General features: G+C 37.7%; 9 protein-coding genes. 5 read left to right on the top strand and 4 right to left on the bottom strand.

Translation table 11 applies throughout. The features are described from left to right. Positions 1-29 precede the first annotated feature (29 nt). Complete coding sequence (locus ABDV71_RS07815) at positions 30-356, top strand: iron-sulfur cluster assembly accessory protein (protein ID WP_343531891.1); 327 nt, start codon at positions 30-32, stop codon at positions 354-356. Positions 357-565: 209 nt separating this feature from the next. Further along, positions 566-2,476, top strand: a complete 1,911-nt coding sequence (locus ABDV71_RS07810; protein ID WP_343531890.1) for a long-chain fatty acid--CoA ligase — start codon at positions 566-568, stop codon at positions 2,474-2,476. A gap of 464 nt (positions 2,477-2,940) precedes the next feature. On the opposite strand, the gene ABDV71_RS07805 is transcribed toward ABDV71_RS07810, so the two are convergent. Next, complete coding sequence (locus tag ABDV71_RS07805) at positions 2,941-5,358, bottom strand: outer membrane beta-barrel protein (RefSeq protein ID WP_343531889.1); 2,418 nt, start codon at positions 5,356-5,358, stop codon at positions 2,941-2,943. A gap of 179 nt (positions 5,359-5,537) precedes the next feature. Here ABDV71_RS07805 and recN point away from each other — a divergent pair, with 179 nt between their 5' ends. From recN to ABDV71_RS07790, 3 genes are all read left to right on the top strand, one after another. Continuing rightward, positions 5,538-7,190 carry a DNA repair protein RecN gene (recN, locus tag ABDV71_RS07800; protein WP_343531888.1) on the top strand — a complete coding sequence of 551 codons (1,653 nt, stop codon included), beginning with the start codon at positions 5,538-5,540 and terminating at the stop codon, positions 7,188-7,190. A gap of 88 nt (positions 7,191-7,278) precedes the next feature. Beyond that, entirely contained in the window at positions 7,279-8,505 is a 1,227-nt protein-coding gene (locus ABDV71_RS07795; protein WP_343531887.1) for a carboxypeptidase-like regulatory domain-containing protein, read from the top strand. A 57-nt stretch (positions 8,506-8,562) separates the two neighbouring features. Next, positions 8,563-9,636, top strand: coding sequence for a PA0069 family radical SAM protein (locus tag ABDV71_RS07790; protein ID WP_343531886.1), 1,074 nt, complete (start codon positions 8,563-8,565; stop codon positions 9,634-9,636). 48 nt (positions 9,637-9,684) lie between these two features. On the opposite strand, the gene ABDV71_RS07785 is transcribed toward ABDV71_RS07790, so the two are convergent. From ABDV71_RS07785 to ABDV71_RS07775, 3 genes are all read right to left on the bottom strand, one after another. Further along, positions 9,685-12,225 (bottom strand): ATP-dependent Clp protease ATP-binding subunit, encoded by a 2,541-nt coding sequence (locus ABDV71_RS07785; RefSeq protein ID WP_343531885.1) that lies wholly within the window; start codon positions 12,223-12,225, stop codon positions 9,685-9,687. Positions 12,226-12,939: 714 nt separating this feature from the next. Then, positions 12,940-13,563 (bottom strand): Uma2 family endonuclease, encoded by a 624-nt coding sequence (locus ABDV71_RS07780; protein ID WP_343531884.1) that lies wholly within the window; start codon positions 13,561-13,563, stop codon positions 12,940-12,942. A gap of 29 nt (positions 13,564-13,592) precedes the next feature. After that, a complete protein-coding gene (locus ABDV71_RS07775) occupies positions 13,593-15,554 on the bottom strand; it encodes a heavy metal translocating P-type ATPase (RefSeq protein ID WP_343531883.1) in 1,962 nt (653 codons plus the stop codon). Positions 15,555-15,772 lie beyond the last annotated feature (218 nt).

The raw sequence follows: 15,772 nt of genomic DNA, 5'->3' as shown, positions 1-15,772 counted from the left end.
CTCTATACTAAATACTAACTACTACAATTATGATTACTATAACAGATAAGGCAAAAAATAAGATAGATCACCTAATGCAAGATTCGCAATTGGGCTCTGATTACTTTTTACGTGTTTCGGTAAAAGGCGGAGGCTGCTCTGGTTTATCATACAATCTTGATTTTGATAACGAAGAGAAAACGGGTGACCAGTTTTTCGAGGACCGTGGAATTAGAATAGCCTTGGACATGAAGTCATTTTTATACCTTGCTGGTACAGAACTCGATTTCTCTGATGGCTTAAATGGCAAAGGCTTCAACTTTATCAATCCCAATGCCAGCAGAACCTGCGGTTGTGGAGAAAGTTTCTCTGTATAAGTTCAAATCATAAAATATTATTAAAGGCACTGTTCATCGGTGCCTTTTGTTATTTAAGGTTTTTCTATTGAGATGCTCCTTTAAGGCTTCATCGAACCGGAACATCTAAGCTGAATTCTATTTTTACCAACAATCTTAAATTCATTTTGTATTATTAGTTACAATAGTTTATCATTGTCGGTTAAAACACACCAAACAGTAAATGTAACATGGTAACATTCAACGAATTTTCTACCGTACCCTCACTCCTACGCAATGTTGTACAACATATACATACGCCAGAAACCACCTTTTTAATCCATAAAAAAGGAGCTGAATGGGAAGAAATTTCTTTTAAAGAAACACTAGCAAAGGCCGATGCCGTAGCTGCTTTTTTTCTGGATAAGGGCATAGTGAAAGGCGATAGGCTCGGATTGATGATAGAAAATTCGCCTGAATACGTTTTTTATGACCAAGGTATACAGCAGATTGGTGTGATCAATGTTTCTATTTATCCTACACTCTCTGAGCAAGAAGTTGCCTATATCATTAACGATTCGGGCATTAAAGCCATTTTAGTAGGTAATCCATTTTTATTTAGAAAAATACTAAAGGTTGCCGAGAACTGCAAAGAACTGAAATACATTATCCCTGCTTTTGCAGATTTTGGAAAAATTGCAATTCCTGAAGGTTTAAACCTTGAGATCATTGATTATCAAGATATTTTAAACAGACCCGTTAGCGAAACAGAAAAAACAACTATCGACCAAATGCGCGGCGAGGTTAAACCAATGGACGTTTCTTCCTTGATTTATACATCGGGCACTACAGGTACACCGAAAGGTGTAATGCTTACCCACTACAATTTTGTAGAGAATGTGAAAGTATGCCTGGAGCAAATTCCTGTAATTGATGAAACGGAGACTTTCCTTTCATTTTTACCTTTGTCGCATGTGTTTGAGCGTACAGCTACCTATCACGTTTGCTGTGCACAGGGCTGTAAAATTGCCTTTGCTCAAAGTTTAGAGCTACTGGCCAAAAATATGGGCGAAGTAAGACCAACAGTAATGAACTGTGTACCTCGTTTATTGGAGCGTATTCATGATAAAGCTATTAAATCAGGTACTGCTGCCGGAGGTTTAAAAGCTAAAATATTTACTTGGGCCTTAGAAACAGGAAGTGCCTACAGAGAAAAAAAGGAAGCAGGCAAAAACCCAGGTTTGGTATTGAGCGGTAAGAAAGCGCTTGCTGAAAAGTTAGTTTTCAGTAAGATTAAAGAGAAAACTGGTGGTCGCTTAAAATTCATGATTTCTGGTGGAGCTGCTTTGCCTAAAAATGTAGGTGAGTTCTTCGGAAACTTGGGAATTAAAATTCTAGAAGGTTTTGGTTTGACGGAAACATCGCCGGTAATGGCTGTTACGGAGTATCACCGTCAAGTTTATGGTACGGTAGGTCGTGTAATTCCCGGAATTGAAATAGGCATACAAAATGTAGACACCAAGCAAATCATCAATATTCAAACTCATGATACGTTTAACGAGGATTTTGAATGTGAAGAGGGTGAAATTATTGTTCGTGGACATTGTGTAATGAAAGGCTATTTCAACAAGCCTGCGGAAACAGCGGAGGCTATTGATAAGGATAATTGGTTCCATACGGGCGACATTGGTCGTTTTTATAAAGGCAACCTACAAATTACCGATAGGCTTAAAAACATGATTGTAAACGCTTACGGTAAAAATGTGTACCCTACTCCGGTAGAGAATATTTATTTAAAAAGTCCTAAAATTGATCAGTTGTTTTTGATTGGTGATAAACGAGAATACATTACTGCTATTATTATCCCCAATAAGGAAACTTTACAGGAAACGTTTAACCTGAAAGAGGAGTTTTTCCAACGTGAGGGTGATTTTATTGATGAGCAAGATATCAACGATTGGATGGAAAAAGACATCAAAAAGATCAGTAACGAGCTGGCGAAATTCGAACGTATCAAGCATTTCAAGATTAAGCGTAATCCGTTTAGTATTGATGAGGGCGAAATTACCCCTACGCTAAAAGTTAAGCGCCGTGTGGTTGAAAAGAAATATGCTCCAGCCATAGCTGAAATGTATGCGAAGGATAGTGCAGAGGTGGAGTAAGACTCCCCCTCTTTTGTCATTCCGATGATAGGAGGAATCTCTGTAAAGCAAAACTAATTGATATTTCCACAGTCCTTTAGAGATTCTTCGCTGCGCTCTGAATGACAAAATTACACCTAAAAATCTCTCCATTATGGTCGAGATGACGAAGTAAGAACAGAAGTAACAACTAACCAAACATGTTAAATGCAGACGTTTCGTTATCTAAACGGGATAGCAGCGGAAATCCTTTTGCTTTCTTGTCATTCTGATCGCTAGTGAAGACCGCGAAGCAGCTACGGGAGTAAATCTGTAAATTATTGCACATAACAAGTAGATTCCTCGTTCCTCGGAATGACAGGCATACAAATAAAAGGTTGTAGCGGATAGCCCCACGAAAATTAATTTTAGCACTGAAACTGCTTTATGCATAAAAAAGCCGGGCATCTTATATGACACCCAGCCTCAGCATTCCTCAAAACAAATTAGTTACTCGATTTCTTAGTATCATCATTATTGATACTACGCTCGCTCTTTTTGATTGATCCTTCAAACTTTCCGAATTTCCAGTTTAAACCAACACTCACTCTTCTGAAAGGATTTTCTCGAATACGTTCCTGGGTAAAGTTATCTCCTTCGGTATAGTTTCTATATGCTCTATATTGTTGAAAAGGATTTGCGACCATGGCAGAAAGTGTCAGTTTATCCTTGATAATATCCTTGCTTCCACTAAAACCTATGTAGTAGTAATCATTTGATTTACCCTGTAGCATTACATTTGGGGCACCATAGTTAACAGATACACTGGCTTTCCAAGTATTTTCAAATTTATAGTTGGTGCTGAAATTTATGTAACCTGTTATACCGTCGTTTTTCGTCAATTTTTCGTTAACAATTCCTTCTAACTGTATATAATTCAAGTTACCGCTTAAATTCAAATTCCATTTAGCTGTGATAGGATAATTGAAGTTAATATTGGTTCCCAACAACCTGTCTTTACCAATATTTTTTGAGGTTACCCTAGTGATATTTTCTGCCGGCACAAACTCAAATACCCTTTGCTGTGTGTTGTTGGCAAAATTATAGGTTAAGCTTACATTGAGTGACCCTTTTTTGAAATTGCTATAGGTTACCTCGAAGTTATTGCTTAATACGGCCTTTAAATCTGGATTACCAAAATACTCAAAACCAGGTCTTGATTTGTCTACGAAAGGAGTAAGATCCCAAATACCTGGGCGTTGGATACGTTGGGTATAACCAATACTAAAACTCTGGCTATTTTTTAAACTCTTGTTAAAGGAAACAGATGGAATAAGGTTAAAATAATCTGTTTTTACTTTTGAACCTTTGCTCTCGAAATTACCCGTTACATAAGTCCCTTCTAAACGAGCACCAGCTTTAAATGTCCAGTCTTTCACCTTCAAGGTATAGGTATTATAAACACCGTAAATGTCTTGATCGTTGTCGTATTTATTCGTTTGGTCTGGGTCAATTACATATCCATTTTGGGCAGCGTTGAAATTTAAAAATTGGAAATTACTTTTGCCGTTTCTCAAAATTGCTTTCACCCCTGCTTCTACTGTCACTACTTTAAATGGGTTAATATAATCTAACTGTGCGGTTTGCTCCATCGACTTGCTGGTGTTGTCCTGCTTATAATCAATTCCCTCAAAATCAACTCCTTTTGAGAAACGCACATCGTTAAGTTGTGGTTCTGAACTATCGAAAAGCTTGTATGAAAAGGTTAATAGGTGTTCTTTTTTATCCTTGAAACCACGTTGATAGTTGAAAGTATAATCGGTACCACCCCACTCATACCTAGTTCTGCTGTCCATATTATAGGACCGTGCTTTAGTGTCAAAAACCTCGAACTGTTGATTTAAATCTTGTTGATTGTAACCCCCGTAAGGGTTAACTTCTGCAGTAATTAAATTTAACGAATCTATTTCGTAACTCAATTCACCACCTCCCCAAGCCCAAAAGTTATCTATTTTTTGAAGGCCTTCAGAGTACAAACTTGAAGCTGAAGCTGTACCCCTGCTGTTTCTACGATCAATATTTCTAATGCCTTCAACTTGCCACACTCCTGTACCTCCGTAGGCGTTTAAACCAAAGTTTCCTTGTTTTAGGGTAAAGTTTAAGTTACCGCTAGGTCCACCAGGGAATTGGTTACGTACGTTTACATTCCCATTGTAACCATTATCTGTTTTTTTGGAGGTGATGATATTGATTAAACCTGCTAAACCTTCACTTTCATATTTGGAAGGAGGCGTAGTGATCACCTCAATTTTTTGTACGCCATTTGCTGGCATGCTTCTTAAATATTCCTTTGGATCTCTGGTTAATATCCCCGATGGCTTACCATTGTTCAAAATACGGTAGTTACCGGTTCCTTTTAATTTCACATTGTCATCGGCATCTACAGATAACAAGGGTACTTTACGCATCATATCCAACACGGTAAGCACCTTACTTTCTGGATCCGCTTGGGTGTCGTATACAATTCTATCTGGTTCTTGTTTAATAATGGGCTTGCTACCTACAATAGAAACTTCATTTAAATCGTTTCCCTGTGGTTTCATCAGAATTTTGCCCAAGTCGGTTTCATCAGCAACTTTTACGGCAATCTGTTTAGACTTATATCCTAACGAACCTACAATTAATGTATATGGACCTGGGTTTACCGCTCCAAAGGAAAACTTTCCCTGCTCATCAGAAATAACGCTTTTAATTACTACCGAATCTTTTTTAAGTGCAATAGTAAAATATTCTCCAGGCTTTTGGGTAAGGCTGTCGATCACCACACCTTTTACTTGCACTGCTTTTTCTTGTGCTTTTAGGTTGGTGGCTGTAAAGAAGATGCAAAGCATCAAACTACATAAAAATAAAAAGGATCTGCTCATTGTGTGTATTTGTTTGGTCGGGAAAAAAATTGCATCATTTACCCCAACAGACGCAGAACATTTTATAACGTTGCACCATTTTCAAAAGAAAAACCGAAACTCATTAAAATTCAATGTGATAAATTATCTGTTGGCATTAATTTTTTTAAGCCTGTTGTTTTCTTAATTTAGCGGGAGATATGCTACAAAAACTTTCTATACGCAATTACGCCTTAATTGATACCCTAGAAATTGATTTCGACCGAGGATTAAACATTATTACGGGTGAAACCGGTGCTGGTAAATCTATCATTTTGGGGGCTTTATCGCTGATTTTAGGACAAAGGGCTGAAAGCAAATACTTTTTTAATCAGGATAAAAAGTGTGTAATTGAAGGAAGTTTTTTTCTGACTGATGAGCAATTAAAGCTATTATTTGAGAATAATGATGTAGACTTTCAGCAGGAAACGACCTTACGTAGAGAGATTGCCATTGACGGCAAATCCAGAACTTTTGTGAATGATACCCCCGTAAATTTAGCCACTTTAAAACTGATTGGGGAAAATTTGATTGCCATTCACTCTCAACATGCCACGTTAGAAATTAGCAATGCCGATTTTCAATTATTGATTTTGGATGTATTGGCCAACCATCAGCCTCTACTTAAAAATTACAGAGAAGGCTTTAAACAACTAAAGCAAACGGAAAAACAGCTTGCTTTATTAACTGAACAAACTGACGAAGCTAAAAAGAAGCAAGATTACGAACAGTTTTTATTCAATGAGCTGGAAGAAGCAGCTTTAAAGGAAGACGAGCAAGAACATTTGGAACAGGAACTGGAGAAACTAACTCACGCAGAAAGTATCAAACGTTCTTTAATTGCAAGTGCAAGTTTGATCAGCGAGAACGAAACGGCGGTAATTAATCTAGTGAAAGAAGCCAGTTTACAGTTAAATAGCGTCGAAAAATTTGACCCGGCAATTGCCGAACTCAATGAAAGGCTAAAATCTTCATTAATTGAATTAAAAGATATTGCAAGTGAAATTAGTGGTATTGAGGAAAGTACAGAACACAATGCTGCCCGAATGGACACTATTCAAGAACGCTTAGACCTATTCTATACTCTACAACAAAAGCACCGCGTTACTAGTAATACGGAACTATTGGCTATACAGGAACAGCTTTCACAAAACTTAAATGCTTTACTTAACAGCGATGAGCAATTAGAAAAACTTCAGCAAGAAATTGATGCGCTAAATAAACATTTGTATCAACAAGCAAAGGAATTAGATAGCAACAGAAGAAAAGCCATAACCGGAGCCGAAAAAGAAGTTGGCGCCGCATTAAAGCAAATGAATATGCCTAATGCTTCGATCAGTTTTAATTTGATGGAGCAGGCACAGCTAAACAATAATGGTATTAATGAGGTACAATTATTATTTACTGCCAATGCTGGACAACAAGCAGCCCCTGTTGGAAAAGTAGCATCAGGTGGTGAGCTTTCGAGACTAATGCTCGCCATTAAAGCTTTATTGGCCAAACATACGGCCCTACCTACGCTTATTTTTGACGAAATTGATACCGGAATTTCCGGCGAGACTGCCCTACGTGTTGGCGAGGTGATTGATGCCTTGGCACAAAACATGCAGATACTGGCCATTACCCACCTTCCGCAAATAGCTTCAAAAGGCAATTCGCATTATTTTGTTCATAAGCATGAGAAAGCTGACAAAACTACCACCGGTATCAAAAAACTTGGCAGCGACGAGAGAGTGAATGCCATTGCAGAGATGTTAAGTGGTAAAAATCCAGGGGCTTCAGCGCTACAAAATGCCAAAGAACTACTCGGCTAGAGCTAGTTTTCATGGCAAGCCTAAAAAAATCTACGAATTTTTCGTAAAAAACCATTCAAATAACTAACCTTTTAGTTAACTTAGTGGTATGAGCTTGAAACCTTACTTAATCATTTTATTAATAGCTATCCATTTTTCGGCAGTTGCCCAAGACAATTTCAGCATCAGCGGAACTGTACGAGACGAAAAGGAAACCATTCCAGGTGCGGCCATTTACCTAAGTGGCACAAAAATATCTACCATTACAAATGCCGAAGGAAAATTTACGATTTCCAAACTTTCTGCAGGTAGTTATGATGTATTGGTGCAAGTTGTTGGCTATATGCCCTATTCAAAAAGCATCATCATTTCTGACAAATCGGTGCATATGGACGTGCTATTGACTTCCAATCCAGTAATGCTAAATGAAGTCGTAATTAAACCCGATCCAAATAGACTAGCTTACCTTAACTTGTTCAAGGAGTTTTTTATTGGCAGAACCCCAAATGCCAAAGATTGCAAGATCCTTAATAGCGAAGTATTGATCATCGATTATGATAAACAACAAAGATTACTTTCTGTGAAAAGTAACGAGTTTCTCATTATCGAAAACAAAGCATTGGGCTACAAAATCAAGTATATGCTTCAAGCTTTTGAATATAGCTACAGAACTCATATCGTTTATTTTGCGGGATTTCCTTTCTTCGAAGAAATGCAAGGTTCAAAATCTAAAATCAAGAGATGGAACAAAAAACGTAATACGGCTTATTATGGCTCTTCACAACATTTCTTCCAATCTTTATACGAAGGCAAATCAGGGAGCGAAGGTTTTGTATTACATAAATTAGCGACTATTGGCAATAAAAACAGACTGCCTGATAGTGTTATCAATGCCAATATCAAAAGACTTTCTACTGGTTCAAGGGCCATTAACTTACTGACCTTCAATAAAGATGATTCATTAAATTTCTGGTTAAAAGAGCGTAGCAAACCCAAATCAATGGCGGTGTTAAACAAAGCGCAAATACTTACAGACACTTTGGTTAAAACATATAACCAAGATGTTAAATACATCAATTTTACGGATGAGCTTTTTGTAATGTACACTAAGGAAAAGGAAACAGAAGAATTTAGTCATTTAGGATTTCAAGTCAGCAGATCACCTGATATGGGAAACTATCAAGTATCACTCATCAATTTAATGGAACCGCCAATTTTCTTTTATAAAAACGGAAGCATTGCCAATCCAAGAAGTTTCTTATACAAAGGTTTTTGGGCCTACGAAAAAATGGCCGATGCTGTACCTATTGAATTTAAACCAGTTGAAATAAAATAATCAGCAAACTATTTTCGCTTGATATAAAATTGCTAAAAATTTTAGTAATTTTATATCATGAAAGCTACGTCAGAAAATACAAATGACTACCTGAACGGAAGGGGTGCACAATTAAATACGGACAATAAGTATCTCAAAAACAGCATCACTAAAGAACACATAGAGGGAATTGATGATTGGGAAATTACCAACGAAAAGACCTCGTTTATTATAGGAAGCTCGAAAAGTATTGTCAATAAGGTAGAAAGCCCGGACGTGAACATGCTGTATTCCCTCAATCCATACCAAGGCTGTGAACACGGTTGTATTTATTGCTATGCCAGAAATTCCCATGAATACTGGGGTTTTAGTGCAGGATTGGACTTTGAACGAAAAATCATTGTCAAACAAGATGCTCCTGAGCTTTTTAAAAAATTTTTGGAAAAGAAAGGTTGGCTAGCTTCTCCTATCACCATTTCGGGAAATACAGATTGCTATCAACCTTGTGAGCGAAAATATAAGTTAACTAGACAATTACTTCAAATTGCGTTAGAGTATAAACAGCCTATTTTCATGATTACCAAAAATGCGCTTATTTTACGTGATTTGGATATTCTACAGGAACTTGCCAAGTACAAATTGGTGAGTGTTTTTGTTTCCATTACCAGCTTAGACGAAAACCTACGACAAAAGCTAGAACCCAGAACCACTACCGCTAAACAACGCTTAAAAGTAATTGAGCAGTTAAGTTTAGCCAATTTACCTATGGGCGTAATGGCAGCTCCAATGATCCCGGGATTAAACAATCATGAAATACCAGCTATCTTAAAAGAAAGTGCCAATGCGGGCGCAATATCTGCCGGCTATACCGTGGTAAGGTTAAATGGCTCAATCAGCAAGATATTTGAGGATTGGCTTTCCAAAAATTTCCCCGATAGGTTTGAAAAGGTTTGGCACCAAATCCAAGATTGCCATCATGGGAATGTAAATGATAGTCGTTTTGGCACCAGAATGCGTGGAGAAGGAAATTTTGCTCAACTCATGAGCAATACCTTTAAGCTACATTGTAAAATCAACAAGCTTAACCTCACAAGAATTGAGCTCGACAGCTCACAATTTAAAGTACCAAAGGCACAGATGAGCCTGTTTTAATGGAAAATAAAAAAGCCCCACATTTTCTGTGGGGCTTTTCCTATCCTACTACTCTACACTTCCCTCTTCTTTCTTTTTCTTTTTACTTGGGCCTTTTGGTGCCACTACAATTTCTTCTTTTTCTTTATTGTAGTTTACCTCCAAGGTATCACCTTCGTGAACTTCTCCTTTTAGGATTTCCTCAGCAATTGGGTCTTCCAAGTATTTTTGGATTGCACGTTTCAATGGACGAGCTCCAAAGTTACTGTCAAAGCCTTTGTCAGCAATAAAATCTTTGGCTTCATCAGTAAGCTTAATTTTATAGCCTAAAGTTTCTACTCTTCCAAATAAAGCTCTTAGCTCAATATCAATAATTTTAAAGATTTCTTCTTTACCAAGCGAGTTGAATACTACTACATCATCAATCCTATTCAAAAACTCCGGTGCAAAGGCACGTTTAAGTGCATTTTCAATTACGCCACGGCTGTGTGCATCACTTTGGTTAATTTTAGCGGAGGTAGAGAAACCAACACCTGCACCAAAATCTTTCAATTGTCGTGCACCAATATTCGAGGTCATGATAATGATGGTGTTTCTGAAATCTACTTTTCTTCCTAAACTATCAGTTAACTGACCTTCGTCTAATACCTGCAATAAGATATTAAATACATCTGGGTGTGCTTTTTCAATCTCATCTAACAACACTACGGCATAAGGTTTACGACGGACTTTTTCAGTCAATTGACCACCTTCTTCGTAACCAACATATCCTGGAGGCGCACCTACTAAACGAGATACCGCGAATTTCTCCATGTATTCGCTCATGTCTATTTGAATTAGCGAATCCTCTGCATCGAACATGAAACGAGCCAATTCTTTAGCCAGCTCCGTTTTACCTACACCCGTTGGGCCTAAGAAAATGAACGAACCAATTGGTTTTTTAGGATCTTTCAGTCCCGCTCTGGTACGTTGAATAGCTTTTGTTAATTTTTTAATCGCATCATCCTGACCAATAATTTTATCAGCAATAGTATCGTACATATTTAACAGCTTATTGCTATCCGTTTGTCCAACGCGTTGCAATGGAATACCGGTCATCATCGAAACTACTTCAGCCACGTTGTCTTCAGAAACTTCATAACGTTTGGTTTTAGTCTCCGCTTCCCACTCTGCCTTAGCTTTATCAAGCTCCTCTAGCAAATTCTTTTCTGTATCTCGTAGCTTAGCAGCCTCTTCATACTTTTGGCTTTTCACTACACGATTTTTCTCTAATTTGATATCCTCTATTTTACTTTCAATAGCAATGATATTGTCAGGAACATGAATATTGGTTAAGTGAACACGTGAACCAGCTTCATCTAAAGCATCAATTGCTTTATCTGGTAAAAATCTATCGGTAATATATCTTGAGGTTAAAGAAACACAGGCGTTAATCGCTTCATCGGTATAAGTTACACCGTGGTGTTCTTCATATTTCTCTTTGATACGATTTAAAATTTCTATCGTTTCGTCTGGAGAAGCAGGCTCAATCATTACTTTTTGGAAACGGCGGTCTAAAGCACCATCTTTCTCAATGTACTGACGATATTCATCTAAAGTAGTTGCGCCAATGCATTGTATTTCGCCCCTTGCCAATGCAGGTTTGAACATGTTCGAAGCATCTAAAGAGCCAGAAGCACCACCGGCACCTACAATGGTATGGATCTCATCGATGAATAAAATCACATCAGTAGATTTCTCCAGTTCGTTCATTACCGCTTTCATGCGTTCTTCGAACTGGCCACGGTATTTTGTACCTGCAACCAACGAAGCCAAATCCAATGTCACTACACGTTTGCCAAACAATACTCTCGAAACCTTACGTTGTACAATACGCAAAGCCAAACCTTCGGCAATGGCACTTTTACCCACACCAGGTTCACCAATTAAAATTGGATTGTTTTTCTTTCTACGCGATAAAATTTGCGAAACACGCTCAATCTCTTTCTCACGACCAACAATTGGGTCTAATCTGCCTTCTTCCGCAGCACGAGTCAAATCTCTTCCGAAATTATCTAGTACTGGAGTTTTCGATTTAATATCCGAAACCTTTTTAGGAGCAGTGAAGCTTTCTTCTTCTTGATAGTCATCATCACCTCCAGCAGTACCACCACCTTGCGCTTCATCCTTAAATCCGTTTTTATTAACTTCTACTTCCTGCTTAAAGGTTTCGTAGTTAATACCGTATTGCAATAAAATCTGCGAAGCGATATTGTCGTCATCTCTTAAAATAGACAACAGCAAGTGCTCAGTTCCAATTAAATCACTTTTAAATATTTTAGCCTCTAAATAGGTAATCTTCAAAACCTTTTCAGCTTGTTTGGTTAAAGGAATATTACCCAAATTAACCGTAACGCTCGAAGTTCCTCTAACGGCTTCTTCAATAGATCGGCGAAGTTTTAAAGTATCCACTCCCAAAGATTTTAAGATCTTTATGGCCATACCGTCTCCTTCGCGAATGAGGCCCAACAACAAATGCTCTGCGCCTATATAATCGTGTCCTAACCTCAGGGCTTCCTCCCTGCTGAAAGAAATCACATCTTTAACCTGTGGTGAAAATTTAGCTTCCATAATCTGTATGTTATCGGGGACGACACTAAACTATAAATTTGTTTTATAAATACGGCGTCTCGATTTTTATATTTTATCAACAATTAAGCCATATTGGTGAATTAAGCCACCTTATCTCTTTATTTCATAACAACCTTTTACCATAAATATGTTTTAATTGGCACCTTTGTTACCTCATTTAAATAAGATTTTTACAATAACATATACGAAAACGAGGCAATTGTCGGTTTTGTGTAAGCTTTTAAACAGCGTTATTTACTGACAAAAGTTACAAAATCTAGTTGACAAGTAGAATTTTTGGCAGTTAATTATTTATTGGTAAAGCAATATTTGAAATACTATCGTAGCAAGCCCCGCTATCCTTCCAAGTCCTCGCTCATTACATTTCGCTGTGGGCTTTCCATACTATCGGGTTTAGGATATCAAAACCTGTATCAGCTTCGCATTCTTAGTGGACTTCTACTTTTCTTCGCATTTAAATTTTCTTCACTCAGAAATTAAATTAACGCAAAGGTTAAAAAAGAATTCGCAAAGGAACGCTAAGGCTACAAGAATCCAAAAGACCTCCACAAATGATAATATTCTCTAAAAACCTAACCTTCTAAAAATTAGATAAAACTTGTATCTCTTTGCGTTCTTAGCGGAACTTCTACTTTTTCTTTGCGGTTAGACTCTCAACGCATAGCAGTTAAATGAATGCATAACTTGCAAAACCTAATCTTCAAAAACATCATCAAGCTTTAAAACAAAACCAGGCAAGACCGAGGAGCTCACTTCTTCGCTCAAGGTAAACAGTTTTGAGGGATAATACCTATCCATTTCACCCAAAGTGTATATTAGTACAGTTTGCTCACTTGGGCTTATTACCCAATATTCTTTCACCCCGAACTCCTCATATATCTTATATTTATACAAAAGCTCTTTTTGATTATTTCCTGGAGATAAAATTTCTACCACCAAATCTGGTGCCCCCAAACAGCCTCGATCATCAAGCTTGTTCTTATCACAGATGACACATAAATCAGGCTGTAAAACCGTATAAATATCTTTGTCAGCTTTACTTTTCTTCGGAAAACGTACGTCAAAAGGTGCCGTATAAATGTCACAAGGCTTCCCATTCAAAAAATTAGCAATTGGCCTAAATAGATTAGTTAAAATTTTTTGATGGAACCTCGAAGGCGCAGGGCTCATCTTATGGATTTTCCCTTTAATCAATTCCAATCGATCATCAAAAAGCCAATTAAGATAATGCGCATAGCTATAGGTTAACGATTCGTCTAACTCGTTAAGCGAATAAACCTTATCATCAGGTTTTGGATATGTTTTTACATTGGGCATACCCAAATATAAGAAATTAGCCAGAGTAACTAAAATTTCATCCGTTGGATACGAACCGCATTTAAAATAGCCAAGAAAGCAACGCCAACATCAGCAAAAACGGCTTCCCACATAGTTGCCAAACCACCAGCACCTAAAATAAGTACAATGGCTTTTACACCAAAAGCTAAGCTTATATTCTGGTATACAATCTTCTTAGTAGCGCGACCAATTTGGATAGCAGTAGCAATTTTACTAGGCATATCATTTTGAATCACCACATCAGCAGTTTCAATAGCTACGTCGCTTCCCAAGGCACCCATAGCCATCCCAACATCGCTTAGTGCCAACACTGGTGCATCGTTAATCCCGTCGCCCACAAAAGCTACTACTCTAGTAACATCTTTTTTAATAGACTCTAATTTTTCTACTTTACCTTCTGGCAATAAATCACCGTGTGCTTGATCTACCCCCAATTCATCTGCCACTTTTTGGGTAATAGCTGTTTTATCACCACTAAGCATTACTATTTGGTCAACACCTGCAGTGTGTAAGGCCGTAATCGCTTGTTTAGCATCGGGTTTAATTTCATCAGCTATACTTACAAATCCCGCATATTTCCCATTTACTGCCATTAAAACGGTGGTTTCAACTTTTTGATCTAAAGCCTCTGGATAAGATATTTCAAACTGCTTTAGCAATTTACCATTACCCGCCATTACCGTAGCGCCATTTACCATAGCTTTTAGTCCATGACCCGCAATTTCCTTTACCTCATCCACAGGTAATAACTCCTTGAGATTGGCATAGGCCACTACCGCTTTTGCAATAGGGTGCGTAGATTGATTCTCAAGACTGGCCAAATAAGTTAAAAATTGCTGCTCTGGTATTTCAGTCTGTATTTCATTCACCTTAAACACCCCCTGTGTTAAAGTTCCCGTTTTGTCCAGCACCACGGTATTCACTTTGGTAATCAAATCCAAATAGTTAGATCCCTTAAACAAAATCCCATTGGCCGAAGCAGCTCCAATACCACCAAAATAGCCTAATGGAATAGAAATCACTAGTGCGCAAGGACAAGAAATTACCAAGAAAACCAAGGCTCTATACAACCAATCATTAAATTGATAGTTGGCGACAAAAAAATAGGGTACAAATACCAATGCTACAGCCAAGAAGAACACAATTGGGGTGTAGATTTTGGCAAAGCGGCGAATCAACAATTCGGTTTTCGCTTTTTTGGCGCTAGCATTTTGCACCAAATCCAGAATTCTGGAAAGCGCACTGTCTTCAAAACGTTTGGTTACTTTTAAGCTTACAACGCCATCTAAATTGAGCATTCCCGCCAGTACTGTTTCCCCTTTTCTGATAGTACTGGGTTTGCTTTCTCCAGTTAATGCTGCGGTGTTAAAGCTTGCGCTATCGCTTAATAGTTCTCCATCTAAAGCCGATTTCTCCCCCGCCTTTAATTGCAAAGTATCTCCAATTTCTACATCTTGGGGCTTTACCGTTTGGTATTCTCCATTTCTATAAACCATTGCAGTATCTGGGCGTACATCCAACAAAGATTTAATATTATTTTTAGCCCTGTTTACAGCTGCATTCTGAAAAAGTTCGCCAATACTGTAAAATAACATTACCGCTACCGCTTCCGGATATTCGCCTAAAGCCAATGCTCCTATGGTAGCCAATGTCATTAAAAGAAACTCCGTAAAAACATCTCCTTTAACAATAGTAGCAAAAGCCTCTTTAATTACGGGCCATGCCACTAAAAAATAAGCTACTAAATACCATGCTAACCTTAAGTAGCTTGTAAAAAAAGAAAATGATAACTGATCGAATGCAATAGCAGTAAGTAACAATGCCAAAGAAACAATGACAGGCAGGTAGGTCTTAAAAGAAGACGAATCGCCGTGGTTATGATCGTGGTCGTGGTCATTATCTGATTGATGTTTTTCGGGGCGCTGATGTCCGCAGCAACCATCCTCGTTATGATTTTGATGTGGTGCCATATTTATTATTTAGAATTATTCAAAACTACACTTTTTACTGACTAATCAATCTTATTTATGTCACATTATTTTTCTACTACACACAATAAAAAGTGTTAAACTATGTTAAATGTATTAGATAAGTTTCCAGTATGAAGTATTTCAAATTATCTTACATTGCCAATGAGCTGTTACGCAAAATAGGGCTAGCCAAACTTTATTACTGGTTTAATAAGTAA

Source organism: Pedobacter sp. (assembly GCF_039594775.1).
Lineage (GTDB): Bacteria > Bacteroidota > Bacteroidia > Sphingobacteriales > Sphingobacteriaceae > Pedobacter.
Note: the sequence above shows the minus strand (reverse complement) of the source record. Positions and strands in the feature narration are given on the sequence as shown.

Bases quoted from the DNA above. Each gene is read 5' to 3' on its own strand.
- ABDV71_RS07780 (WP_343531884.1), bottom strand. From the start codon at position 13,563: ATGCCCAATGTAAAAACATATCCAAAACCTGATGATAAGGTTTATTCG.
- ABDV71_RS07795 (WP_343531887.1), top strand. From the start codon at position 7,279: ATGAGCTTGAAACCTTACTTAATCATTTTATTAATAGCTATCCATTTT.
- ABDV71_RS07785 (WP_343531885.1), bottom strand. From the start codon at position 12,225: ATGGAAGCTAAATTTTCACCACAGGTTAAAGATGTGATTTCTTTCAGC.
- ABDV71_RS07775 (WP_343531883.1), bottom strand. From the start codon at position 15,554: ATGGCACCACATCAAAATCATAACGAGGATGGTTGCTGCGGACATCAG.
- ABDV71_RS07815 (WP_343531891.1), top strand. From the start codon at position 30: ATGATTACTATAACAGATAAGGCAAAAAATAAGATAGATCACCTAATG.
- ABDV71_RS07790 (WP_343531886.1), top strand. From the start codon at position 8,563: ATGAAAGCTACGTCAGAAAATACAAATGACTACCTGAACGGAAGGGGT.
- recN (WP_343531888.1), top strand. From the start codon at position 5,538: ATGCTACAAAAACTTTCTATACGCAATTACGCCTTAATTGATACCCTA.
- ABDV71_RS07810 (WP_343531890.1), top strand. From the start codon at position 566: ATGGTAACATTCAACGAATTTTCTACCGTACCCTCACTCCTACGCAAT.
- ABDV71_RS07805 (WP_343531889.1), bottom strand. From the start codon at position 5,358: ATGAGCAGATCCTTTTTATTTTTATGTAGTTTGATGCTTTGCATCTTC.